Below are 24507 nucleotides of genomic sequence, written 5' to 3' on the forward strand. Positions count from 1 at the left end.
ACCAGCACCCTCATGGACACGCCCCGCACAACCGACACTCACACCCCGCTCGACCTGCTCCTGACGGGCCTGGTCGACAAGGTCGCCAACGTGCGCCAGGCCGTCGTCGTCTCGAAGGACGGTCTGGTCGTCAGCAAGTCCACTTCCATCACCAGGCCCAATGCGGAGCGCCTCGCGGCCACGGCATCGGGCTTGATGAGCCTGGGACGCGGCGTCTGCGCCGACTTCGAGGGAGGAGCGGTCGTCCAGGCACTGATCGAGATGCAGAAGGGATACCTCATTCTCAGCTCGGCCGGCCTCGGCGCCTATCTGGCCGTCCTGTGCACGGCCGAAGCGGACGTCGGGGTCGTCGCATTCGAGATGAATCTCCTCGTCAAGAGGATCGGGGAGCATCTCAGCGTCCGACCGCGCAACCATGCGACCTCCGCCGATCCGCCCAACGGTGCAGCCACAGCATGAGCTGCGCACCCGGCTCACCCGCCCGCGACCGCGCGGGCGGGGGATGCCCTGCGAGGAGCCCCCGTGGGAGAAGGGGGCCGGCCCCGTGAGCGAGTACGGCCGCTTCGTACGGCTCTTCGCACTCACGGGGGGCCGGACCCAGCCCAGCCGCGATGTCTTCACCCTGATCACCTTGGTAACGGCGGTGGAACAGCCGGCGGCCGCGGCACCCGCCCACCTGCAGCCCGAACACCGGCGCGTCCTGCGTCTTTGCGAGCGCCCCACGGCCGTCGTCGAGATCGCCGGCCGCATGGATCTACCCGTATCGGTGGTCACGATCATGCTCTCCGACCTGCTGGAAGCGGGGAGGATCACCGCCCGACCGCCTGTCCAAGCGACCCCTGCTCCGACCGTCAGCCCGGACGTCGCACTTCTGCAGAGAGTGAGGGATGGCCTTGCCAGTCTCTGACACTGCCCCCGACCTCGTGAAGATCCTCATTGCCGGCGGCTTCGGCGTCGGCAAGACCACCATGGTGGCCTCCATCAGCGAGATCGTGCCGCTCCGCACCGAGGAAGTGCTCTCCTCGCTGCGTTCGGGCGTGGACGACCTCACCGGTGTCGAGCGGAAGACCACCACCACCGTCGCGCTGGACTTCGGGCGGATCACCCTCACCACGGACCTGGTTCTCTACCTCTTCGGGACACCGGGCCAGCAACGCTTCTGGTTCATGTGGAACGACCTCGCCCACGGGGCCCTGGGCGGTGTCGTCCTGGTCGACACCCGACGGCTGGAGACCAGTTTCGCGGCGATCGACTTCTTCGAGAACCGCGGGATTCCCTTCGTGGTGGCTGTCAACTGCTTCGACGGTGTCCAGCCCTACGCTTCCGAGCAGATCCGCGCCGCCCTTTCCCTCCGGCCCACAACCCACCTCTGCTTGTTCGACGCACGTGACCGCACTTCCTGCCGAGACGTCCTGATAGACCTCGTGGATCACGCGATCAACGCGGCGAACGCATCCACCGGGGCCAACGCATCCACCGGAGCCAACCCATCCACCGGGACCAACCCATCCACCGGAGCCAACCCATCCACCGGGACCAACCCATCCACCGGGACCAACCCATCCACCGGAGCCAACCCATCCACCGGAGCCAACCCATCCACCGGGACCAACGCATCCGCCGCGACCTGTGAGCAGGGGAAGACCTCACCCAGGACGGGGTGACCTGCGAGATTGCCCGGACGGCCGTCAGCCTCCGGTCAGCCCCTGGAGTCCTCCATGACCGGGCGGCGTCAGCGGCGTACCCGACTGCCGCGCAATCACCCCCGGCAGACCTGCCGGGTCCGAGCCGACCTTGCGGTAGACACCCGACAGCAAGCGGGCCACGGCCCTGTCATGCGTGCCCAGCGCATCGGCGATGCGTGTGTTCGGCCAGCCGCGGGCCGCCCACTCGGCCACGGTCCGCTCCTGTTCGGTGAGTGACTCCGTATCGCCTGTGCGCGGCTTGAGCAACGGCAGCCCGGCGACGTCGAGTTCGTCGCGGGCTCGCGTCGCAAGGCCGTCGGCCCCGCAGTGCACGGCACCCTCCAGACCACGGTGGAGCTGTTCGGCGGCTTCCTGCAGCAGTCCGGCACGGCGCAGGGCAGCGCCGTGGTCGACCAGGGCGCAGGCCAGGTCGTACCCGGACGGGGAGCGCTCCAAGTGCTGGGTGGCCTCCGCGAGCAACCTGATCCGCTCCTCACCGCGCACCAACGCCGCCGCCGCGCGCAAGGACTGTCCGATCGCCGACGGCGTACCGAACCGGCGGGCTCTCCGCACACTCTCGGAGGCGTACTCGAAGGCCCGCGCCGGGTCCGACTGTTCCAGGGCCTGGGCCAGATGAAGCTGCCAGGGGCACCACGCGGGGTTGCGCATCCCACGGGGCTCCAGCCGGTTGCCGACCTGCGTGAGCTGCTCCTCGGCCTCCCGCCGCATGCCGAGAGCGAGGAGCAACTCGCTGTACACCGTCTGGGAGTCGGGGTAGACGACGGCCCCGGGCACCACATCGCCGTAGCTGTACGTGGAGGCGAGCTCCTGGGCCTCCCCGGGCCGGCCGCGTGCGAGCAGAATCTCGATCAGGATGCCGATGGCGAACCACTGCGCGGGCACCTGGTGCCCCACACGATCGGCGATCCGAAGTCCACCGCGTACGAGCATCTCGGCATCGTCGAGGCGTCCGCGGCGATAGCGGATATACCCCAGAAGAGTGAATCCGAACGACAGATGGGCGCCGCGCCAGCCCTTGCTCTCGCATTCGGCGATGCCCTCGTTGAAGAGCTCCTCCGCTCGTCCCGGCTGGTCACAGTACATATAGGTGAGGGCGACCAGGACCGGGACCTCGAAGCCCCACTCCTCACCGGTCCAGCTCAGCCCCTCGCCGAGCGCCTCCTCGGCGTAGTGGAGCGCGGTGCTCGCGGGCTCACCGCGCACCATCGCGTCCCAGGCCCGCAGACCCAGAATGTACCGCTCGGCGATCCCGCGGCCGGTGAGATGCTCGGCGAGCCTGGCCAGCTTGCGCGAGCGCGCGGGAGAGTCCTGTTCATCGGCCCGGAAGGCATTCCACATGAACTGCTCCGCCTGCATGCGCAGCCGGGTGCGGGCGTTCGTCGCCTGCTGCGCAGCTTCGGTCACGGTCTCGGCGGCTTCCGCCATCCGGCCCGAGTGGCCCAGGGCCTGGGCCAGCCGGTACGTGATCGCCTCGCGCAGGGACGAGTCGAGCACGGGCTCGTCCAGCGCGGCCCTCAGATGGTTGACCGTGGTGGCGGGTTCGGTGAGCAGCGCGGAACATCCGAGCTCGAAGAGAACGACGGCCCGGTCCTCCAGCGCGGGTGGCTCCCGCAGCGCGCGGGCGAGACAACGCCGGGCGGCCTCGGGTGCGCCGGCCCGGAGGTACTCACCGGCTGCTTCCCGTAACTGCCGTACGACCCATGGGTCGCTCTCGGGATGCATCTCCAGCAGGTGCCGGGCGACCGACGTGGCGCCCAGGCCGGCGCTCGAGACGGTCGCCGCGGCCTGGCCGTGCATGGCCACGCGGAATGCCGCGGGGATCGCCCGGTAGACGGCGGTGGCGACAAGCGGGTGGAAGAACTCCAGGCGACCGTCGTCCGCGGGGTCGGTGGGCTCGGCGAGAATGCGTGCGTCGCGCAGCCGGGCAACGGCATCGGCGGACTCGGCGTCGCCCAGTCCGCCGATGTTCGCCGCCAGGGTCCGGGATGCCTCGGCGCCCAGCACGGCGGCACTCCACGCGAACCGGACCGCGGAGGGGCCGAGCTGCTCCAGGCGCTCGACGACATCGCTGCCCTTCACCGCGGAGGCCAGTTCGCGCAGTTCGGGAACGTGGGCGTCCTGCGGCTTCAGCCCTTGATCGGCGATCTTGGCGGTCAGTTCGACGGTCTCGAAGGGGTTGCCGCCGGTGACGGCCCAGGCCTCGCGGCAGAACGCCTCGTCGGCTTCCTCCCCCAGTGCGTCCCGGACGATCCGGCTCACCGCGCCGGGGGTCAGCGGTGCGAGGTCGAACGGCCGCGATCCCTGGCGGTCGGCGAGCTTCCCGAACGCCGCGGCGCCGGCGGGGAGTTCGTCCGGACGGTAGGCCACGACGAGCAGCATGGGGAGTTCAGTGGTCCGCGGCGCGAAGCCGGTGAGCCAGGTAAGTGACTCCGCGTCGGCCCAGTGGGCATCGTCGAGGATCACGACCAGGGGCGCGTGCTGCACGGCGAAGCGGGTGGCGATCCAGTCCAGGCCGTCCCGCACACCCTGCGGATCGGGCGAGCCCACGCCGTCCCCGGCCACCAGGCCGACGGCGGGCGCCACGATGTCGTACCAACTGCCCATGATCCGGCGGTGTTCCTGTTCGGTGCCGGAGGCGAGCAAGGGCTGGACGAGCTGGCGCACGACGTGGAAGGCCACTTCCTGCTCCTGCTCGCCTCCGCGCGCGAAGAGCACGGCGCAGCCGCGGTCGGCGGACCTTCTGCGCAATTCGGCGAGGAGCGTGGTCTTGCCCAGCCCGGCGGGGCCCACGAGTGCCAGGAATCCGCCGGACCGGGATGTGCCGGCCCCGGTCGGGGCCGCGCAGAGGTCCGTCAACACAGCGTCCAGGGCGTCGAGTTCCCGCTCCCGCTCGAGCAGCAGCCGGCGCGGCCGGCCCTGCCGGTCTCCCATGTCTCCCACGTCCGTTCCTTCGCTGGTGTGACCGCACCCTTCGCAAGTACCGCAGAGCGTACGCCCGTAGAGACTCCCTGTAATCCCGTGGGCAGGTTTTCCGCAAGGAGACGCAGGGATCTGGTAATGCCGGCAGCCGGCGTGCGGTTCCAACTCGCCTACGGGCGGCGCACGCGCAAGCCCGTACGCCGGGGTCGCACAACAGCGCACCCGCAGCACTGGGCTGTACGGGTTACGAATCGTTTTAGCCTCTGGGGCGCCGAGAACGCCTCGGAGCTGCGAACCCCGCGCCCCTGTGGGGACGTTGCGAAACCCAGGGGGACTCATGGCCAATGCTATGGATTCTGGCCCGCGTCCGATGCTGCCGGACCCCACCCGGCGCACCGCCACCATCAGGATTCCCTTTCCCGCTCGCCTCAGTCCGCACGCTGAACGCGCACGGCGGCATACGCTCCAGTGGTTGCCGGAGATGGGCATGCTGACCGGGGCAGCCGCGACAGTGGAGTACGACGCTCTGCGACTCGAGCGGCTGATGGCGTACTTCTATCCGGACGCCACGGGCACCGACCTCGAACTCGCTACTGATTTCAATGCATGGTTCTTCATCTTCGACGACCAGTTCGACGGCAGGCTCGGGATGCGGCCGGAGGACATCGAGCAGGTGGTGGTCTCCATCGACCGAACCATGGCGGCGGACGACTCGTCCTTCCGGATACCCGGCTCGTCGGCACCCCCTCTGGTCCAGGGTTTCCACAACATCTGGCGCCGCGCCACGGCCGGCACGACCACGGTCTGGCAACGCCGCTTCCGCAGCAACTGGCAGGCCTACTTGGCCGCCCACCGGGGAGAGGCACTCAACCGGACCGCCGAGCACCTTCCGTCTCTGCCCGAGTTTCTGAGTGTCAGACGGGCGTCCATAGGCGTCCAGCCGTGCCTCGACTTCACCGAGCGGTGCGGTGGTTACACCTTGCCGGAAGAACTGCACGGGGCCTCACCGCTGGCCGAGATGCGGGAGATCACCGCCGATGTGGTGATCTTCGTCAACGACATCGTCTCGCTCGTCAAGGAGCTGGCCGCCGGAGATGTGAACAACAGCGTCATCATTCACCGGGAGCGGACGGGCTGCACCATGGACCAGGCGGTCGAGCACATCGCCGCCCTCGCCAACGCGGAGGTCACCCGCTTCGTCCGACTCACCTCGACGCTCTCCAAGACCCTTGGCGAACTGGGCGTTCTTCCTGAGATCCGCGGGCACGTCGACCATTACGTGGAAGGCATGGGGAACCTCATGGCAGGGAATCTCGCCTGGTCCCTCGCGACCGCCCGCTACGACGAGACGGGAGTCGCCGCCGTGAGCCGCGGACGGCAGCGCCCGTGGGCGCATCTCGCCGAAGCGACGTGCAGGGACGTGTTGCGTTCCTGAACGCAAGCGCCGAGCAGTACACGTCCCGGCACGGGCGCCTCATCCCATCCCAGCACGATCCCAGCACGGTAGGGATGAGCAGGGGTGGTCACAGGTGACGAGGGGTCAGCCATCCCAGCACGGGAAAAACAAAGGGCCCGACTCCGAAGAGCCGGGTCCTTTGTGACCTGCACCTTTGCCAGATCAGCAACGTGGTGACATGTCAGCCGCTACACGTTGAAGCGGAACTCCACGACGTCCCCGTCCTGCATCACGTACTCCTTGCCCTCCATGCGGGCCTTGCCCTTGGCGCGGGCCTCGGGGACGGAGCCGGTTTCCACCAGATCCTCGTACGAGACGATCTCGGCCTTGATGAAGCCCTTCTGGAAGTCGGTGTGGATCACACCGGCCGCCTCCGGGGCGGTGGCGCCCTTCTTGATCGTCCAGGCACGGGCCTCCTTCGGGCCCGCCGTGAGGTACGTCTGCAGGCCCAGCGTCTCGAAGCCGACACGGGCCAGCGTGGCGAGGCCCGGTTCCTCCTGTCCCATGGCCTGCAGGAGTTCCAGCGCCTCCTCGTCGTCCAGCTCGATCAGCTCGGACTCGATCTTGGCGTTGAGGAAGATCGCCTCGGCGGGGGCGACGAGCGCGCGCTGCTCCTCCTTGAAGGCCTCGTCGGTGAGCTCGTCCTCGTCGACGTTGAAGACGTAGAGGAACGGCTTGGTGGTGAGCAGGAAGAGATCGTGCAGCAGCCGGCCCTGCTCGGACTCCTTGGTGATGCCCGCGGAGAAGAGCGTGCGGCCCTCCTCGAGGATCGCCTTCGCAGACTCGACGGCGCCGAGGACCGCGGCCTTGTCCTTCTGCAGCCGGGCGTCCTTCGTCAGCCGCGGCAGGACCTTCTCGATGGTCTGGAGGTCGGCGAGGATCAGCTCGGTGTTGATCGTCTCGATGTCGCTCTTGGGCGAGACTTTGCCGTCGACGTGGACGACGTTCTCGTCCTGAAAGGCCCGGATGACCTGGCAGATCGCATCGGACTCACGGATGTTCGCCAGGAACTTGTTGCCCAGGCCCTCGCCCTCCGAGGCGCCGCGCACGATGCCCGCGATGTCGACGAAGTCGACGGTGGCCGGAAGCTTGCGCTCGGAAGAGAAGATCTCGGCCAGCTTGTCGAGACGCGGGTCGGGAAGGCCGACGACGCCGACGTGGGGCTCGATGGTGGCAAACGGGTAATTGGCCGCCAGCACGTCGTTCTTGGTCAGGGCGTTGAACAGCGTCGACTTGCCGACATTCGGCAGACCGACGATTCCGATCGTGAGCGACACGTGGCGACTTCCCGTAGCGAGAATGTGTGAAGGGACCCGGCCCGGCGTGCGGGCCGGTCATCCAGTCTACGGGCGTGGGGAGGGCGCTTCGTACGGCGTCTCGTACGCAGTGGGGACAGGGCCGGCCCGGGGGCGCGAGCCGTGCCGTGACCGGGTGGGGGTCTGCCCGCCCAGGGGCGCGGAGCCGTGCGTGGGCCCGGGGGAGTGTCCCCCTCCCGGGGTCGCGGAGCCGCGCTTGGGCCCGGCTGGAAGGCCGCCGGCCCGGGGCTCGAGCCGGGCGTGGGGCCCGGGTGGAAGTTCGGCCTCCCCGCGGCGCGGAGCCGCGCCGTGGCCCGGGCGGTCCGGGCCACGGTCGAACGAAGGATCAAGGCCCGGCCAACGGCGTGTCCAACGGCGGTTTCCACCTGGGCCGCGACCTACGTTGGTCCCGTGGATCAACCCAGGACCCGTAAGCCCCAGGGCGAACCCCGCCTGCCCGAGCAGGAGTCGGCCACCGTCTACCGCGCAGCGCCCCCGCGGTCCGCGCCTCCCGTACTGGCCGCGCTGCGGCGGCTGCGCCGGCTCGAGCGCGTGCCCGGTCCCCGCTTCACCGGGCTGGGCTGCGGCCTGCTGTCGATGTTCGTCATGATCACCGCGGGAGCCCTGGACGAGTGGCTGCTCGACGGATCGCCCTTCGTCTACGGCCTGGTCTTCGTTCTCCTCTGCGTGGCCGCCGGTCTCTGGGTGCGCCCCGCCGACCTCGTCGGAGCTCCGGTCAGCGCGCCCATCGCCTTCACCGCCGGGCTGCCGCCCATCAGCGGGGGCGAGGGCGGCTTCGGCGGCCATGTGGTGGCGATGTTCACGCAGCTCGCGTTGCAGGCCGGGTGGCTGTACGGCGGAACGCTGGCGGCCTGTCTGACCGTCGCCGCACGCAAGGTGCTGCGCCTGGGGGACAGGGCGGCCCGCCGGGCGCAGAACACGCCCGCCGGCCCGCAGTCCGCCGAACGCGCCCAGCGCGCCTGACCGAGCGCGGGCCCGACCGAGCGCAGGCCCTACCGAGCACGGACCCGACCTGACGCAGGCCCTACCCAGCACGGACCCGACCGAGCACGCGCCCGACCGAGCCGCCGCGCCGGTCCGTTCACCGGCGCGGCCGGCCGGACGCGGCAGAGGCCGAGGCCCGGCCGAACCTCCGCACGCGCGTCGCCGCCCGCTACGCCACGTACGCCGTCCGCGCGTGCATGCCCCGGTCGGCCGCCGCCATGGCCGCGCCGACGATCCCCGCGTTGTTCTGGAGCTGCGCCGGCTCGATCGCGGCCCTGATGCCCTTGATGTGCGGCAGGAACTTGTCCGCCTTGCGGCTCACCCCGCCGCCGATGATGAACAGCTCCGGCGACAAGAGCATCTCCACGTGAGCGAGGTACTTCTCGACTCTCCGTGCCCAGTGGTGCCAGCCGAGGTCCTCGTCCTCCTTGGCCTTGGTGGAGGCGCGCTGCTCCGCCTCGTGCCCGTCCAGTTCGAGATGGCCGAGTTCGGTGTTCGGCACCAGCCGGCCGCCCGTGAAGACCGCGCTGCCGATGCCCGTGCCGAGGGTCAGCAGGATCACCGTTCCGGTGCGGCCGCGCCCGGCCCCGAAGGACATCTCGGCCGTCCCGGCGGCGTCCGCGTCGTTCAGTACGGTCACCGACAGCCCGAGCAGATCGGCGAGCATGCCCTCCGCGTCCCGGTCGACCCAGCTCTCGTCCACGTTGGCGGCCGTACGGGTCGTGCCGTCGGTCACCACGCCGGGGAAGGTCACGCCGACCGGTCCTGACCAACCGAAGTGCTCCACGACCTCCTTGACGCGTCCGGCCACGGCGTCCGGAGTGGCCGGGTGCGGGGTGAGCACCTTGTGCCGCTCCGCGCCGAGTCTGCCCCGGTCCAGGTCTACCGGGGCGCCCTTGATGCCCGTCCCGCCGATGTCCACGCCGAAAACATTCATGTGCACAACGCTACGGCGAGGAGCAGAAGCTCACGCGCCGGAAGCGGCGGAACCCCCGGAAGCGGACGGCGAGTCCGAGGAGCCCGGCGAAGCCACCAGCCCCGCCGCCTCGGCCCGCAGGTCCCGGCGCAACTCCTTCGGGAGCGAGAACGCGATGGACTCCTCCGCGGCCGTCACCGTCTCCACGTCCTCGTAGCCCCGCTGGGCGAGCCACTCCAGCACGCCCTCGACCAGGATCTCGGGGACGGAGGCACCCGAGGTGACGCCCACGGTCCGCACGCCCTCCAGCCAGCTCTCGTCGATCTCGTCGGCGAAGTCGACCAGGTGCGCGTCATTGGCGCCCGCGCCGAGCGCGACCTCGACCAGGCGGACGGAGTTCGAGGAGTTCCTGGAGCCGACGACGATGACGAGGTCGGCCTCGGCGCCCATCTGCTTGACCGCGGTCTGGCGGTTCTGGGTGGCGTAGCAGATGTCGTCGCTGGGCGGGGAGAGGAGGTTGGGGAAGCGGCCCTTGAGAGCGTCGACCGTTTCCATGGTCTCGTCGACCGACAGCGTGGTCTGGGAGAGCCAGACGACCTTGTCCGGGTCTCGGACCTCGACGTTCTTCACGTCGTCCGGGCCGTCGACGAGCTGGATGTGGTCGGGGGCCTCGCCGCTGGTGCCGATGACCTCCTCGTGGCCTTCGTGGCCGATGAGGAGGATGTCGTAGTCCTCGTTCGCGAAGCGGACGGCTTCCTTGTGGACCTTGGTGACGAGGGGGCAGGTGGCGTCGATGCTGGCGAGCCTGCCGCGCTCGGCCTCCTCGTGGACCACCGGCGCAACTCCGTGGGCCGAGAAGATCACGATGTTGCCCTCGGGGACCTCCTCCGTCTCGTCGACGAAGACGGCGCCCTTCTTCTCGAGGGTCTTGACGACGTACTTGTTGTGAACGATCTCGTGGCGCACATAGACCGGTGCGCCGTACTGCTCCAAGGCCTTCTCGACGGCGACCACGGCACGGTCCACGCCCGCGCAATACCCCCGCGGGGCGGCGAGCAGGACACGGCGCCGCTCATCGCGGTGCGAGACGTCTCCGCTGGGGGCGCTGGCGGGCGATGGGCTGGGCGTAGCAGTCATGCGCACCATCGTAAGGCCGCTCCGCCGAGGAGCCGGACCGGCTCGTATGCGGACCGGGACCGGGTCGCCACGGGTGGCGCAGGCAGTTGCCACGGGTGGGGGACGAGGAGGTACGAGGGCGGTGGCGGAGGAGGAGGAAGGACGAGCCGTAGCGGTCGCGGCGTTCGTCGAGCCTCCGGGCCGGCGCCGGCGGCGGGCGCGCCGCGGTGTCGGCGGGGGCGGCACTAGCCTGCCCGTATGGGTCTCAACACCTCGCCGGACGCGCCCATCCCCGTGGGCCAGGTGTCACGGCTGATCGGCGGATGGATCGACCGGCTCGGCTCCGTATGGGTCGAGGGTCAGATCACGCAGCTCTCGCGGCGGCCCGGCGCGGGCGTGGTGTTCCTGACGCTGCGCGATCCCTCGCACGACATCTCCCTCTCGGTGACCTGCTACCGCCTGGTCTTCGACCGGGTCGCGGACATCGTCTCCGAGGGCGCACGGGTGGTCGTGCACGCCAAGCCCGAGTGGTACGCGCCCCGCGGGCAGCTCTCGCTGCGCGCAACCGAGATCAGGCCGGTCGGGGTCGGCGAGTTGCTGGCCCGGCTGGAGCAGCTCAAGAAGGCGCTCGCGGCGGAGGGGCTGTTCGCGCTCGACCGGAAGCGGACGCTGCCCTTCCTGCCGCAGCTCATCGGTCTGGTCTGCGGCCGCGCCTCTGCGGCCGAGCGGGACGTACTGGAGAACGCGCGCCACCGCTGGCCCGCGGTCCGCTTCGAGATCCGCAATGTCGCGGTGCAGGGCGTGCACGCCGTGCCTCAGGTCGTCCAGGCGGTGAAGGACCTGGACTCGCAGCCGGAGGTGGACGTGATCGTCGTGGCGCGGGGCGGCGGCAGCGTTGAGGATCTGCTGCCGTTCTCGGACGAGCAGCTCGTACGGGCCGTCGCCGACTGCCGTACGCCCGTGGTCTCCGCGATCGGGCACGAGCCGGACTCCCCGCTGCTCGACCTCGTCGCCGACCTGCGCGCGTCCACCCCGACCGACGCCGCGAAGAAGGTCGTGCCGGACGTCGGCGAGGAGTTGACCCGGATCCGGCAGCTCCGCGAGCGGGCGCTGCGCACCGTCACCGGGCTGCTCGACCGTGAGGAGCGGGGGTTGGCCGCCGCATGCCACCGGCCCTGCATGGAGCGGCCGCAGCGCATGGTCGACGAGCGGGAGGAGCAGGTCGAATCCCTGCTCCACCGCGGCCGCAGAACGCTGGGGCACTTGCTGGACCGGGCCGACTCGGAGCTGGCGCACACCCTCGCCCGGGTGGTCTCGCTCTCCCCCGCCGCCACGCTGGAGCGGGGGTACGCGGTGCTGCAGCGGCCCGACGGCACCGTGATCCGGGCCGCGGACGAGGTCACGGCGGAGGAGAAGCTACGGGCGCGGGTGGCCGACGGAGAGTTCACGGTGCGGGTCACGCCGTGACCGGTCCTGTCACAGGCCGCCTCTAGGCTGGACGCATGACCACTACGGACGAGAAGGCCGGCGACGCGGGTGGGCCGGCCACGCCGCCCGACGGCGCGCTCGGCTATGAGCAGGCGCGGGATGAGCTGATCGAGGTCGTGCGCCGTCTGGAGGCAGGCGGGACGACGCTCGAGGAGTCCCTCGCGCTCTGGGAGCGCGGCGAGGAGCTGGCGAAGGTCTGCCGCCGGTGGCTGGAGGGTGCGCGGGCACGGCTGGACGCGGCCCTGGCGGAGTCCGGGGAAGGGGAAGGGGAAGGCGGGAGTGGGGAGACCGGGGAGGATGATGTGGACGGTGCCGGCGCCGCCGGCTGACCGACAGGCGTGCGGTCCCGCGCGTTCGCCGCGCCCAGCCCGGCCGCCCGCCGCACACGACGCTCGCCCTGCACATACGACGTGATCCCGGCGCGGACGGGCCCGCCGCGACATGCTGCTGCGGGCCCTCTGACATGGTGCGGCGGCAGCGGGCCCGCCGCGCTCGTCCCGCCCGTACGAAGGTGGTTCTTGCGCGTACGGCGCTCGTCCCGCCCGTACGGTTCCGACAGGCAGTGCCGATCGACGGCGACTCCGCACTGTGAAGCCGATCACACATCCCGTACTGGTTGAATACTCACCCAACTTGCGTGGTTACAGGGCTCAGAAGAGAACACCGAGCAAGCCTGGAGAGATGAACCCCCATGACCCTCGCCCTCGACACCGCCGCGCAGGACCTCCTCTTCCGTGAGGCCAGGACCGCGAACACCTTCACCGAAGACCCGGTGAGCGACGAGCAGGTCCAGGCGATCTACGACCTGGTGAAGTACGCGCCGACCGCCTTCAACCAGTCGCCGCTGCGCATCGTGCTGGTCCGCTCCCCCGAGGCCCGCGAACGCCTGGTCCGGCACATGGCGGAAGGCAACCGGCCGAAGACCGCCACCGCACCGCTCGTTGCCGTCCTGGCCGCGGACCACGAGTTCCACGAGGAGCTGCCCCGGCTCTTCCCGAAGTTCCCGCAGGCCAAGGACGTCTTCTTCGGTGAGCGCCCGGCCCGCGAGAAGGCCGGTTCCTTCAATGCCGCGCTGCAGGTCGGCTACTTCATCATCGGCGTCCGGGCCGCCGGACTGGCGGCGGGCCCGATGACCGGCTTCGACGCCGCGGGCATCGACAAGGAGTTCTTTCCCGAGGGCGACCACTCGGTGCTGGCCGTGGTGAACATCGGCAGGCCGGGCGTGGACGCCTGGCAGGAGCGCAGCCCGCGCCTGGCGTACGAGGAGGTCGTCACGACCGTCTGACGCCACAGGTCGCCCCGACCGCTGGCCACGAACCGCGCGGAAAGGCCGGAGGGCTCCGCCTCGCGAGAGCCCTCCGGCCTTTCACGTGCCCGCGCCTGTGCCCGCGCCTGCGCCCGCGCTTGTGCTTGTGCCCGCGCTTCTGCTTGTGCCCGCGCCTGTGCCCGCGCTTGTGCTTGTGCCCGCGCCTGTGCTTGTGCCCGCGCCTGTGCCCGCGACGGCCCGCGCCTCTACGACGCCTTGAGCGCGGCCGCCATCTTCGCGAGCTGCCCGTACGACGCGGTGCCGGTCACGACCGTGGTCACGCCGCGCTCCTCCCGCACCAGCGCGTCGTATTTCCTCCCCTCGTACCGTTCCCAGCTCGCGCCGCCGATCCGCTGCTCCCGGCCTGTCGCCTCGGCGCCGTGGCTGACCTTGGTCACGAACTTCGACGCCCGGCCGCTGCTCTGCTCCACCGCCACGTACTGGTCGTCGGGGTCCAGGAAGCCCAGGTGCCAGGCGGCGCCGTCCGGGTTGCCTCCGTCGTACCTGACCGAGGTCGCGCGCCAGGGCCCCGGCAAGCCCTCGGGAGCCGCCACCGGATAGGGCGCGGCGCGGCGTGCCGTGTCCAGCTCGACCCGGTAGCTGATGCGCTTGACCGGGTCCTTCGAGGGGTCGTGGGGGATGAAGAGATAGATCCCGGCGACGACGACCCCGATGACCGCCATCGAGAGGACCATGTCCCGAACCGTCTGGGTACCGCGCATACCTGCCACGCCGCCTATGGTCCCTCATCCCCGGAGGCACGATTCCGGCACCCCCTGCGGGGCACTCGGTCCTCACCACCGAAGGCGGCACCGGGACCGCCCTCACCGACGAACTTCCCGCCGTGCCCCTGAGCGCTCATGCGTGGGGCCCTCTGCTCACATTCGCGATGAGCGGATAAAGTCACAGGCACCCTCTTCAATCCGGCCGTCGTCGTACAGAAAGGTGCGCTCCGATGACCGATCATTCTCTGCCGTCCCAGCTCGAGGTGAGCCCGGAGGCTCCCGACCGCAACCTCGCCCTGGAGCTCGTCAGGGTCACCGAAGCCGCCGCGATGGCCGCGGGGCGCTGGGTGGGCCGCGGCGACAAGAACGGCGCGGACGGAGCCGCCGTCAACGCCATGCGGACCCTCGTCAGCACCGTGTCTATGAACGGCGTCGTCGTCATCGGCGAGGGCGAGAAGGACGAAGCCCCGATGCTCTACAACGGGGAGCGGATCGGTGACGGCACCGGTGCGGAGTGCGACATCGCCGTGGACCCGATCGACGGGACCACGCTCACGGCCAAGGGGATGCCCAACGCGATCGCGGTCCTCGCCGCGGCCGACCGCGGCGCGATGTTCGACCCGTCCGCCGTCTTCTACATGGACAAGCTGGTCACCGGCCCCGAGGCCGCCGACTACGTCGACATCACCGCTCCCCCGTCGGTCAACATCCGCCGGGTCGCCAAGGCGAAGCACAGCGCGCCGGAGGACGTGACGGTGGTCATCCTGGACCGGCCGCGCCACGAGTCCCTGGTCAAGGAGATCCGCGAGACCGGCGCCCGGATCAAGTTCATCTCGGACGGCGACGTCGCGGGCGCGATCATGGCCGCACGGGAGAGCACAGGTGTTGACATGCTCATGGGCGTGGGTGGCACGCCGGAGGGCATCATCGCCGCCTGCGCGATCAAGTGCCTCGGCGGCACCATCCAGGGCAAGCTGTGGCCGAAGGACGACGACGAGAAGGCGCGGGCGCTGGAGGCGGGCCACGACCTGGACCGCGTGCTGCACACCGACGACCTGGTCAAGGGCGACAACGTGTTCTTCGTGGCCACCGGTATCACGGACGGCGAACTGCTGCGCGGTGTGCGGTACCGCGCGGAGACCGCCAGCACCGAGTCGCTGGTGATGCGCTCGAAGTCCGGCACGATCCGGAAGATCGACTCCACGCACCGGCTCTCGAAGCTGCGCGCCTACAGCTCGGTCGACTTCGATCGGGCCCGCTGAGCCGCTGCCGACCCGCGCCGGGCCGACGGGAACCGTCGCGTACGCCGGGGGCGCCCCTGCTCGGAGCAGGGGCGCCCCCGGCGTCTGTGTCACCCGGCCGCTGCGATATGCGGAACGGCGGCGGAGCGCGCCGCTTTCTGCAGCTCCACATCCCGACGCCGGCGCCTGGCCAACACGACCCGGCGCTCGGCCGCGGTCAGCCCGCCCCATACGCCGTACGGTTCCGGCTGCAGCAGTGCGTGCTCCCGGCACTCGACCATCACCGGGCACCGGGCGCAGACCCGCTTGGCGGCCTCTTCACGCGACAGCCGGGCGGCTGTCGGCTCCTTGGAGGGCGCGAAGAACAGCCCGGCCTCGTCGCGGCGGCACACGGCCTCCGAGTGCCAGGGCCCCGCTTGACCCCGAGCGGGGATGCGCTGCGGCGGCACGGCGGCCTGCAGGGGCTGATGCGGCGGTTGCAGCACGGTCTACTCCTGACGACGGCATTCGCGAAAGAGTCACCCTTGCCCGTCTCCCCCATCGCACGGCCGTTTCCCAACCCCCATGCCGCACAAGAAGACGATGGGGCAGTCCCTACCCGCTGTGCGCGCGCCTATGCACACCGTTGCATTTTGCTAGTGCCCGAGATGTTTGGGCGGCGAACCCTCCACCCGATCGTGGGAGTGACCCCTGAGGCGGGCGTGCAGATCGCGCAGGCGCTTACCCCTCCTGGGGCGCGCCTCGATGCTGCCGAAGACCGCCCAACCCGTGACCACGACGACCGGGGCGCCAGGTTCCGCCGACTCCTGGGTGTCGACCTCGACGCTGCCGAAGACGCCCGTCCCCGAGCCGCGCAGCGTCACGTTCTCCGGGACCCGGACCTCCACGCTCCCGAAGACCGATGTCGCGTTGATGACGATCTGCTGCTGCTCGAAGACCGCCTCGGTGAGGTCGACCTCGACGCTGCCGAAACAGGCGAAGGCGTTCGTACGGCCGCCGACCCGCCAACGTCCGCGGCGCACCGAGGCGCTGAAGACGGCGGCGAGGTTCACGGTCGGCGCCGGGACTCCGCCCGGCACCGGACGAGCAGGGCCGGGAGCGTGAGTTTGCGGTGCGCCGGTCGGCAAGTCCCGTATGAGCGGCGCGAGTTTGCCGAGCGTCTTCGCGCGGTAGACGCCGTCGACCCGGTCGGAGTGCTCCTCCGGGGTCAACCGCCCCTCGGCGAGGGCCTCACGGAGGATGTCCGCGATCCGGTCACGGTCCGCGTCGGACGCGCGGATCTCCCCCTCGGCCAGAGGCCGGGCGGGGGCCGTCGCGGGCTTGGTCAATCGCACCGGCTGCTGCTCAGGCTCATTCACCGGCCCAGGGTACCGAAACGCGATAGATCGCGACTAGTGCCGGCCCCCGCCAAGGTTTGTCCGGTGGCGAGACGTCCTGGTGCAGTCGGAGGCCAAGCGCGCCGGATGGGCCTCGTAGCGGGCCCACTCGGCCGATCGGCAAAGCGGCGGACGGCAGGGGCCGAGTGGCGGGGCGGCGAACGGCAAAGCGGCGAGCGGCAGGGCGGCGAACGGAAGGGGCCGAGCGGCAAAGCGGCGAACGGCAGGGCGGCGAGCGGGCAAGCCTTGCGGGGCAGCACTTGAGTCCGGCCGCGGGAGTCTCCCGCACAGCCCGCCACTGAGCCTTACCTCACAGGCTCGGGCGCCCCGGCTCGTTCTACGCTTGTCTGCGCTGTCATCGAAGCCAGCCGCCCGTCTGCCGAGTGAGGATTTACCCGATGGCCCCCGTCTCCCGCCCGACCCGCCCCGCGTTCGCCTACACGGACCTGCTGCCCCTGGGCGAGGACACCACGCCGTACCGTCTGGTGACCTCGGAGGGCGTGAGCACCTTCGAGGCCGGCGGTCGAACCTTCCTCAAGGTCGAGCCGGAGGCTCTGCGCACCTTGGCGGCCGAGGCAATGAAGGACATTTCGCACTATCTGCGCCCGGCCCATCTCGCCCAGCTCCGCCGCATCCTGGACGACCCCGAGGCGTCCTCGAACGACAAGTTCGTCGCCCTTGACCTGCTGAAGAACGCGAACATCGCGGCCGCGGGCGTGCTGCCGATGTGTCAGGACACCGGCACCGCGATCGTCATGGGCAAGCGCGGCCAGAACGTGCTGACGGAAGGCGGCGACGAGGAAGCCCTCTCCCGCGGCATCCACGACGCGTACACCGAACTGAACCTGCGCTACTCCCAGATGGCGCCACTGACCATGTGGGACGAGAAGAACACCGGCTCCAACCTCCCGGCGCAGATCGAGCTGTACGCGACCGACGGCGGCGCGTACAAGTTCCTCTTCATGGCCAAGGGCGGCGGCTCGGCCAACAAGTCCTTCCTCTACCAGGAGACGAAGGCCGTCCTGAACGAGTCCTCCATGATGAAGTTCCTCGAGGAGAAGATCCGCCTCCTGGGCACGGCCGCCTGCCCGCCCTACCACCTGGCGATCGTCGTCGGCGGCACCTCCGCGGAGTACGCGCTGAAGACCGCCAAGTACGCCTCCGCGCACTACCTCGACGAGCTGCCCTCGGAGGGCTCCCCCACCGGCCACGGCTTCCGCGACAAGGAGCTGGAGGAGAAGGTCTTCGAACTGACGCAGAGGATCGGCATCGGCGCGCAGTTCGGCGGCAAGTACTTCTGCCACGACGTCCGGGTCGTACGCCTCCCCCGGCACGGCGCCTCCTGCCCCGTCGCGATCGCCGTCTCCTGCTCCGCCGACCGCCAGGCCGTCGCGAAGATCACCGCGGAGGGCGTCTTCCTCGAGCAGCTCGAGAAGGACCCGGCGAAGTACCTGCCGGAGACGACCGACGAGGAGCTGATGAAGGGCGCGGGCCCGGACCTGGAGGCCGTCGCCGTCGACCTCGACCGCCCGATGGACGAGGTTCTCGCCGAGCTGTCCAGGCACCCGGTCAAGACCCGGCTGTCGCTGACCGGCACGCTCGTCGTCGCCCGCGACATCGCGCACGCGAAGATCAAGGAGCGGCTGGACGCGGGCGAGGGCATGCCCGAGTACCTGAAGAACCACCCCGTCTACTACGCGGGCCCCGCCAAGACCCCCGAGGGCTACGCCTCCGGCTCCTTCGGCCCGACGACGGCCGGGCGCATGGACGCGTACGTCGAGCAGTTCCAGGCGGCCGGCGGGTCCAAGGTCATGCTCGCCAAGGGCAACCGCTCCAAGCAGGTCACCGACGCGTGCAAAGCGCATGGCGGCTTCTACCTCGGCTCGATCGGCGGCCCGGCCGCGCGCCTGGCCCAGGACTGCATCAAGAAGGTGGAGGTCCTGGAGTACGAGGAGTTGGGCATGGAGGCGGTCTGGAAGATCGAGGTCGAGGACTTCCCGGCCTTCATCGTCGTCGACGACAAGGGCAACGATTTCTTCAGCTCGCAGGAACCTTCTCAGCCGACCTTCACCAGCATCCCGGTGCGGGGTCCGGGCCTGGGCTAGACCGGCAGCGACACCCATGGAGAGCCCCTGGCGCATTGGCGAATTCGACGAATTGCCGGGGGCTCTGTCGTCTCGGCACAAGCAGTCGCCGACCCGGGACGCCGTCCGGCATCTGTACGATCGCCGACAGGTGACATCCTGCGCCGCATCGACGCTCGAGCCTGCGTCGACTGATGAGGCCTGCCGTGTGATCGACTCATGTCCTGGCGCTGGCCTCGGTCGGCAGCGCGCGTCGGGGAAGTCCAGCGTCTCGGTAGGCCACCGAGTACTTCGGCCGGCGTCCGACGCGCCACCCCGTGCCCCCGTCAAAGGATGGGCGCGCACCACCGCAGTGGGGCGGTCTTCTACTGGTCGGCCCGCGGCATCCGGACGACCGCGGCCCCTCCATCCAGGTCCACCGTCGTCGTCCGGTTCGGTGGCGCCCCGTCCTCCTCGTCGTCCCGCATGACCAGGGACGACTGCCGCTCCTTGAGTTCGTTTTGCTTCCCCGGCGAGAAGCTCGCGTGGAGCTGCTCAAAGCCGGTCGCCGATATCTGGCCCTGCCGGGCGCCGTTCCGCCACGGCAACAGGCCGGCACGCCCAGCCCGGAGAAGCAGCTGATCCGCGAAGGCCACGACGGTCAGCAGGATGACCAGTCCGGGCAAGGTCATGAAGACGGCGAACTCCATGACCCGAGTATCGGCTACGGGTGATGCCGTGAGATGAACACGTTGTCGACTTCTTCCAGGACCCGTCCCCCGTCCAGCCGTTCGTGATGATCATCCCGGTCCGCGGCCCCGGACGGTAGCCCCTGGGGCCGGCGCGCTACGCCGCGGCGTGGTGCGCCAGACGCGCGTGGGGATCCGGTTCGCCGGCCGATGCGGCCGGATCCGCGTGCACCAGGGCAGCGGTCAGCCGCGGTACGGCGTGCAGCAGGGCGTGTTCGGCCTCGACGGCGACGTGGTGCGCGGCGCGTACGCTCAGTTCGCCGTCCACAACGATCGCGACCTCGGCCCGCAGCCGGTGCCCGATCCAGCGCATCCGCAGCTCGCCCACCTCCACCACGCCCGGCACGCGGAGGAGCGCCGCCGCTGCCGCGTCCACGAGCGCGGGGTCGACGGCGTCCATCAGGCGCCGGAACACCTCGCGGGCCGCGTCCTTGAGGACGAGGAGGATCGCGGCGGTGATGAGCAGCCCCACGATCGGGTCGGCGAGCCGCCAGCCGATGGCGGCGCCGCCCGCACCGAGCAGAACGGCGAGTGAGGTCAGTCCGTCGGTACGGGCGTGCAGCCCGTCGGCGATGAGGGCCGCGGAGCCGATACGGCGGCCGGTGCGGATGCGGTAGCGGGCCACCCACTCGTTGCCGGCGCAGCCGATGACGGCCGCGGCGGCGACAGCGGGCAGATGTGCGACCGGCCGCGGGTCGAGCAGCCGGTCGACCGCCGCCCAGCCCGCCAGGACGGCCGAGCCGGCGATGGTCAGCACGATGACGATCCCGGCGAGATCCTCGGCGCGCCCGTACCCGTACGTGAAGCGGCGGGTGGCGGCGCGCCGGCCCAGCAGGAACGCGATGCCCAGCGGTACGGCGGTGAGGGCGTCGGCGGCGTTGTGGACGGTGTCGCCGAGCAGGGCGATCGAGCCCGATAGGACGACCACGACCGCCTGGAGCACGGCGGTCGTGGCCAGAACTCCCAGGGAGATCCACAGGGTTCGCATGCCCTCGGCGGAGGTCTCCATCGCGGAGTCGACCTTGTCGGAGGCGTGGTGGCTGTGCGGCGTGAGAAGGTGGGCGATCCGGTGCCGCGCCCGCGCCCATCCGCCTGAGGCGTGGTGGTGTACGGGGTCGTGCGGGTGCACGCCTGGGTGTGTGTGGGCATGCGGACGACCGAACGCCATCTCGTTCCTCCCGGTCCTCGATTCAGGGCTCACGCCGCCTATTATGTGCGTATGAACGCACGCATGCACCTATCACATGCGCATGGTGCGCCGATACCGGATGACCGCGAACGCCTGACCGTCGCGGCGGAGGTCCTGGCGCTGCTCGCCGACCGCACACGCCTGGCGCTCCTCGTCCGTCTGTCCGAGGGCGAGGCGGACGTGACGACGCTGACCGAGGCATGCGGCGCGGCCCGCCCGGCGGTCAGCCAGCACTTGGCCCGGCTGCGCCTTGCGGGAGTGGTGACGACCCGCAAGGAGGGCCGTCGCATGGTCTACGCCCTGGGCCACGGCCATCTGCGCCGGCTGGTCGAGGAGGCCCTGAGCGTCGCGGACCACCGGATCGGGCGCCTCCCGCCCCACGACTGACGCACCGCGGCCCGTCCCAGCCGGACTGCCTGCCCCCCGCAGGCGGGGCCCCACGGGGAACCGGCCGCGGGCGAGCGACTACGGACTGTGGATCTTGACAGCGTCGAGAGCCGGGCGAAGTGTGGGTGGTAGGCACTCTGTACGGCATTGACCTTTACCGTTCACCGCTCGCCCACCCGCTCATGTCGGATCGTCCCCGGTCCGGGCGACCGTTCGGGCCACCACCCCGATCGCCGGCCGACTCACCTCCGGAAGTGCCTCCGCCGGAGAGCAGGGGAGCCATAGGTCCGCAGCGGCGTCGGCAATGGGGGGTTCCGCTCCCCGGTACACCACCGACGGCTTGTCCGGTGCCCGTAATTCCGCGATGGGCCACCGGCGCGCGGGGGGCTCAGGCCCGCCCGGCGGGACCGGGCGGACGCCCTCCCGCACACATCGCGACTCCCGTGGGACTTCCTCCCGCACACATCGCGACTCCCGTGGGACTTCCTCCGCGGCCCCCGGCCCCGTGCCGGTCCGCTTGCCGCGCCCTGGCCCGGGCGCATGGGCATCCGGGGTCACCCGGCGGCGGCGAACGGCCCGAGAAGAGCGAGGCTCCATCATGACGGTGCCGAATATTCCCGACCTCACAAAGCTGAACGCGCACGAGCTGATGGAGACGAAGCTCGGCACGCAGGAGCTGGCGCACCTGGGCTCGCAGGGCGCGAGCGACCTTTCCCGCAACCTCGATCAAGGGGCTCGATTCGCCTGGAATCAGCTCGGCAAGCTCAACCAGCAGTTCTCTTCCCTGACCGACCAGATGGAACGGGCCACCACCGCGGGTGACGCGGTGGAGCGCCGCCGCCTCGTCCAGGAACTGAGAAACGTGAGGGGCGAGATCAGGACCGTCGGGCAGGGACTCCACAACATCCGCGACACCCAGAGCGCCCTCAGGGAGATGGCCCGGCTCCGTGCGAGCGGGGGCCAGGCCGCCCAGGCGCTGACGCAGCGAGTGGCCGCGCTGGGCGATCAGCCGTCGGTCTGGCAGCGCCTGGTGAACAGTCCGGTCGGCCAGTTCGTCCAGCGCATCGTGGACAAGGCCAGGGGTGGCCTCACCCAGACGGTCAGCACGGCGCGCCAGGGTTGGAACTCGGTGTGGAACAGCGCGAAGAACAACGCGCAGAGGATTTTCCAGGGTCTGGGGACTGCCTGGGTCTGGGCGAAGACCGTGGGGAAGAACGCCGTACGCGCCCTGCCCACCCTGCTGAGATCGGCTGCCGGGGCCGTCGTCCGCGGCTTCCCCGGGGGTGCGGTCGGGATCGCGATCGCCCTGGGAGTCGTGGTGCTGGCGGGTGCCGGGGCATGGGCATGGACCGCGTACAACTCCCCCGGCGAACCCGCCAAGCCGCCGAACGTGCCGGGGCCCGAGGAGCCGGGACGGAACCAGCCCCCACCGGGTGAACAGCCCCCCGCCGAGCAGCCTCCGCCGGGGGAACAGCAGCCCGGTGAGCAGCCGCCGGGTCAGCAGCCCGGTGAGGAACCGCCGCCCGGTGAACAGCCCCCCGCCGAGCAGCCTCCGCCCGGTGAGCAGCCGCCCGCCGAGCAACCGCCGCCCGGTGAGGAGGCCCCGGCGGAGGAGCCCCCGCCCGCCGAGCAGCCGCCCGCCGAGCCGCCTCCGCCGCATCAGGAGCCCGCGGAACCGCCGCCACCCGCCGAGCCGCCCGCACCCCATCAGCCCCCGGCGACTCCGTAGCCGACCGGCGCCGCCGGATGCGCCCCCGCGGACATGCCCCATGCGCCCCGGCGGACATGCCCGATGCGCCCCGCGGACATGCCCCATGCGCCCCGGCGGACATGTCCGATGCGCCCCGCGGACATGCCCGATGCGCCGAGGCGGGCGGCGTATGCGCCGCCCGCCCCGTTGCGAGCCGTACGTACGGCCTGCCCCTGCCGTACGTGCCTAGGCGAAGCGCTGGTTCGCCGAGTTGTCGCACTTCTGGAGGCGGAGCCGGTCCTGTGCCGACGCCAGCGTCAGGCACAGGCTCGTCGACGCCGCGGGCCGGATCGTGTCCCCGGTCCGTGCGAACTGCTGGTTGGTGCCGCCGTGACAGTTCCACAGCACCAGCGCCGCACCCGCCTCGTAGCGGCCGTCGGGCACGTCCAGGCACCGGTCGTGGGTGAGTTCGGTGCGCAGCGACCCGCGGCCGCTCTCGTACCACCAGGCTTGGTTGCGTCCGCCGTGGCAGTCGTGGCCCGTCACCGTGGTGCCGTTGCCCGTCTTCGCCCCGGTCACGTCGACGCACGCGCCGGTGCCGGTGTTCTTCAGAGGCGTGAACCGGTCGTCCCACGCGCCCTCGTACAGCACCGGTTTGTTCGTGCTCGCGGGGTCGGCACAGCTCGCCTCGCGCCAGTCGGTCGCGTAGAGCTGGGTCAGGCAGGAGGCGAAGGCGGCGTGGCCGCGGGCGTTGGGGTGGAAGGACTGGCGTACGGAGTTGGAGTCCGGCGGCCATGGGTTGGTCAGGTCGATCCACAGCCCCCGGGCCCAGGTCTCCTCCATGCACACCTCGTGGCCGTGGAAGAGGCGGGAGTTGTCGAGGTAGGTCGCCCCGGTGCGCTGGGCGACCTGCCGCATTCCGCGTTCGAAGAGGGGCACGGCGTAGTTGCGGCCCCAGACGGCGTCCGAGTCGTAGCCGGTGCAGCCACCGGGGAGCTTGCCCCAGAAGCCGGGGTTGTCACGGATGTCGGGGCCGATGGGGCTCGGATAGCCCATGACGACGAGCTTGTAGTCGCCGTCGGCGTACCCGGCGTCGCTCATGACGGTGCGCAGGTCCCGTACGGTCCGCTCGACCTTGGGGACGAGGCCGTCGATGCGGGCCTGCCAGCCGGGGGCGTACTTCGGCTCGCAGGCGCCCTGGAACAGGAACCAGCGGGTGACGCAGTCGGTCATCACGGACCCGAACTGCAGGTCGTCGTTGGCGCCGGCGACGAGCAGGATCATCTTGATGCGGGTGTTGCGGGCCTTGATGGCCAGATTGTCGCTCTGCACGAGTTCGTCCGCGTGCTGCTTGGTGCCGCCGATGCGGATGTTGTCGGTACCGGCGCCCGAGCACGCGACGTTGTACGTGACGTCGGCCGGGATGCCGGTGCGGTGGATGGCGGCGTCGGGCGAGCGGTGGCACCAGTTGTCGGGGCCGCTGGTGCCGGGTTCGTACGTCCCGACGCCCTCGCCGGAGATCTCGCTGTCGCCGAGCGAGATCAGGGAGGACTTGCGCTGGTCGACGGGGCGCTCCGCGGGGTGGCCGTAGAGCTTCGTCGCCTCGGTGGCGCGGATCTTCTCGAGGTCGGGCGGGAGGGGTGTCGATGCTGTGGCGGTGCGGGTGGTGACTGCGGCCGCGGCGGGTGCCGTGGCCGTGAACCCGCCGAGCGCCGCCGCGAGGGCGGCGGTGACCGCGACGCTGCATCGCACCCAGGTTCTTCTGGGTTGCATGGCGCCTCCCGTGTCTTTTGTTGTTACCCGCGGTATTTACTGGCACGGGGAGCTTCTTGGGAACATCGTGATCCGGACAAACGCTGTGCATCCCAGGAGGTGCGTGA

At 70.6% G+C, this 24507-nt stretch carries 21 protein-coding genes and 1 pseudogene; 12 read left to right on the forward strand and 10 right to left on the reverse strand.

Translation table 11 applies throughout. The annotated features are described in order from the left end of the window. Nucleotides 1-12 precede the first annotated feature (12 nt). From AB0M26_RS12715 to AB0M26_RS12725, 3 genes and pseudogenes are all read left to right on the forward strand, one after another. Nucleotides 13-459, forward strand: a complete 447-nt coding sequence (locus AB0M26_RS12715) for a roadblock/LC7 domain-containing protein (RefSeq protein ID WP_365258872.1) — start codon at nt 13-15, stop codon at nt 457-459. 85 nt (nt 460-544) lie between these two features. Then, nucleotides 545-907, forward strand: coding sequence for a DUF742 domain-containing protein (locus tag AB0M26_RS12720; RefSeq protein WP_365258875.1), 363 nt, complete (start codon nt 545-547; stop codon nt 905-907). After that, a pseudogene (locus tag AB0M26_RS12725) lies at nt 888-1448 on the forward strand (ATP/GTP-binding protein); the annotation flags it as partial. The gene AB0M26_RS12720 and the pseudogene AB0M26_RS12725, both read left to right, overlap by 20 nt. A gap of 240 nt (nt 1449-1688) precedes the next feature. Here the strand turns inward: AB0M26_RS12725 and AB0M26_RS12730 are convergent. After that, a complete protein-coding gene (locus AB0M26_RS12730) occupies nt 1689-4637 on the reverse strand; it encodes an AAA family ATPase (protein ID WP_365259045.1) in 2949 nt (982 codons plus the stop codon). Between the two features lie 358 nt (nt 4638-4995). Here AB0M26_RS12730 and AB0M26_RS12735 point away from each other — a divergent pair, with 358 nt between their 5' ends. Continuing rightward, nucleotides 4996-6060: an isoafricanol synthase gene (locus tag AB0M26_RS12735; RefSeq protein WP_365259048.1), complete on the forward strand. Its 1065-nt coding sequence runs from the start codon at nt 4996-4998 to the stop codon at nt 6058-6060. Nucleotides 6061-6269: 209 nt separating this feature from the next. Here AB0M26_RS12735 and ychF read toward each other — a convergent pair whose 3' ends face one another. Further along, nucleotides 6270-7358, reverse strand: coding sequence for a redox-regulated ATPase YchF (gene ychF / locus AB0M26_RS12740; RefSeq protein ID WP_365258877.1), 1089 nt, complete (start codon nt 7356-7358; stop codon nt 6270-6272). Nucleotides 7359-7787: 429 nt separating this feature from the next. On the opposite strand from ychF, the gene AB0M26_RS12745 reads away from it, so the two are divergent. After that, the gene (locus AB0M26_RS12745) at nt 7788-8360 is read left to right on the forward strand and encodes a DUF6542 domain-containing protein (protein ID WP_365258880.1); all 573 of its coding nucleotides are present in this window, start codon (nt 7788-7790) and stop codon (nt 8358-8360) included. 190 nt (nt 8361-8550) lie between these two features. On the opposite strand, the gene ppgK is transcribed toward AB0M26_RS12745, so the two are convergent. Both ppgK and AB0M26_RS12755 read right to left on the reverse strand, forming a co-directional pair. Beyond that, a complete protein-coding gene (ppgK, locus tag AB0M26_RS12750; RefSeq protein WP_365258883.1) occupies nt 8551-9318 on the reverse strand; it encodes a polyphosphate--glucose phosphotransferase in 768 nt (255 codons plus the stop codon). A gap of 30 nt (nt 9319-9348) precedes the next feature. After that, the gene (locus AB0M26_RS12755; RefSeq protein ID WP_365258886.1) at nt 9349-10434 is read right to left on the reverse strand and encodes a 4-hydroxy-3-methylbut-2-enyl diphosphate reductase; all 1086 of its coding nucleotides are present in this window, start codon (nt 10432-10434) and stop codon (nt 9349-9351) included. Between the two features lie 237 nt (nt 10435-10671). Here AB0M26_RS12755 and xseA point away from each other — a divergent pair, with 237 nt between their 5' ends. From xseA to AB0M26_RS12770, 3 genes are all read left to right on the forward strand, one after another. Then, the gene (gene xseA / locus AB0M26_RS12760) at nt 10672-11880 is read left to right on the forward strand and encodes an exodeoxyribonuclease VII large subunit (protein WP_365258889.1); all 1209 of its coding nucleotides are present in this window, start codon (nt 10672-10674) and stop codon (nt 11878-11880) included. A 35-nt stretch (nt 11881-11915) separates the two neighbouring features. After that, nucleotides 11916-12230: an exodeoxyribonuclease VII small subunit gene (locus AB0M26_RS12765; protein ID WP_365258892.1), complete on the forward strand. Its 315-nt coding sequence runs from the start codon at nt 11916-11918 to the stop codon at nt 12228-12230. Between the two features lie 362 nt (nt 12231-12592). After that, nucleotides 12593-13186: a malonic semialdehyde reductase gene (locus tag AB0M26_RS12770; protein ID WP_365258895.1), complete on the forward strand. Its 594-nt coding sequence runs from the start codon at nt 12593-12595 to the stop codon at nt 13184-13186. A 227-nt stretch (nt 13187-13413) separates the two neighbouring features. Here the strand turns inward: AB0M26_RS12770 and AB0M26_RS12775 are convergent, their stop codons facing one another. Then, nucleotides 13414-13929, reverse strand: a complete 516-nt coding sequence (locus AB0M26_RS12775) for a DUF4245 domain-containing protein (protein ID WP_365259051.1) — start codon at nt 13927-13929, stop codon at nt 13414-13416. 233 nt (nt 13930-14162) lie between these two features. On the opposite strand from AB0M26_RS12775, the gene glpX reads away from it, so the two are divergent. Continuing rightward, the gene (glpX, locus tag AB0M26_RS12780) at nt 14163-15194 is read left to right on the forward strand and encodes a class II fructose-bisphosphatase (protein ID WP_365258898.1); all 1032 of its coding nucleotides are present in this window, start codon (nt 14163-14165) and stop codon (nt 15192-15194) included. An 89-nt stretch (nt 15195-15283) separates the two neighbouring features. On the opposite strand, the gene AB0M26_RS12785 is transcribed toward glpX, so the two are convergent. Both AB0M26_RS12785 and AB0M26_RS12790 read right to left on the reverse strand, forming a co-directional pair. After that, on the reverse strand, nt 15284-15658 hold the full coding sequence (locus AB0M26_RS12785) for a WhiB family transcriptional regulator (protein ID WP_365258901.1): 375 nt from the start codon (nt 15656-15658) through the stop codon (nt 15284-15286). A gap of 150 nt (nt 15659-15808) precedes the next feature. Then, a complete protein-coding gene (locus AB0M26_RS12790) occupies nt 15809-16507 on the reverse strand; it encodes a DUF1707 domain-containing protein (RefSeq protein WP_365259054.1) in 699 nt (232 codons plus the stop codon). 440 nt (nt 16508-16947) lie between these two features. Between AB0M26_RS12790 and AB0M26_RS12795 the strand changes: the two genes are divergently transcribed. Then, nucleotides 16948-18654 (forward strand): fumarate hydratase, encoded by a 1707-nt coding sequence (locus tag AB0M26_RS12795; protein ID WP_365258904.1) that lies wholly within the window; start codon nt 16948-16950, stop codon nt 18652-18654. A 344-nt stretch (nt 18655-18998) separates the two neighbouring features. Here AB0M26_RS12795 and AB0M26_RS12800 read toward each other — a convergent pair whose 3' ends face one another. Both AB0M26_RS12800 and AB0M26_RS12805 read right to left on the reverse strand, forming a co-directional pair. Then, the gene (locus tag AB0M26_RS12800; RefSeq protein WP_365258907.1) at nt 18999-19322 is read right to left on the reverse strand and encodes a DUF6191 domain-containing protein; all 324 of its coding nucleotides are present in this window, start codon (nt 19320-19322) and stop codon (nt 18999-19001) included. Nucleotides 19323-19458: 136 nt separating this feature from the next. Beyond that, complete coding sequence (locus AB0M26_RS12805; RefSeq protein ID WP_365258910.1) at nt 19459-20490, reverse strand: cation diffusion facilitator family transporter; 1032 nt, start codon at nt 20488-20490, stop codon at nt 19459-19461. A gap of 102 nt (nt 20491-20592) precedes the next feature. Between AB0M26_RS12805 and AB0M26_RS12810 the strand changes: the two genes are divergently transcribed. Both AB0M26_RS12810 and AB0M26_RS12815 read left to right on the forward strand, forming a co-directional pair. Next, a complete protein-coding gene (locus AB0M26_RS12810) occupies nt 20593-20937 on the forward strand; it encodes a metalloregulator ArsR/SmtB family transcription factor (protein WP_365258913.1) in 345 nt (114 codons plus the stop codon). 598 nt (nt 20938-21535) lie between these two features. After that, nucleotides 21536-22666: a hypothetical protein gene (locus AB0M26_RS12815; RefSeq protein WP_365258916.1), complete on the forward strand. Its 1131-nt coding sequence runs from the start codon at nt 21536-21538 to the stop codon at nt 22664-22666. Between the two features lie 207 nt (nt 22667-22873). Here AB0M26_RS12815 and AB0M26_RS12820 read toward each other — a convergent pair whose 3' ends face one another. Further along, on the reverse strand, nt 22874-24400 hold the full coding sequence (locus AB0M26_RS12820; protein ID WP_365258919.1) for a ricin-type beta-trefoil lectin domain protein: 1527 nt from the start codon (nt 24398-24400) through the stop codon (nt 22874-22876). Nucleotides 24401-24507: the final 107 nt, after the last annotated feature.

This window comes from Streptomyces sp. NPDC051776 (assembly GCF_040681345.1).
Lineage (GTDB): Bacteria > Actinomycetota > Actinomycetes > Streptomycetales > Streptomycetaceae > Streptomyces.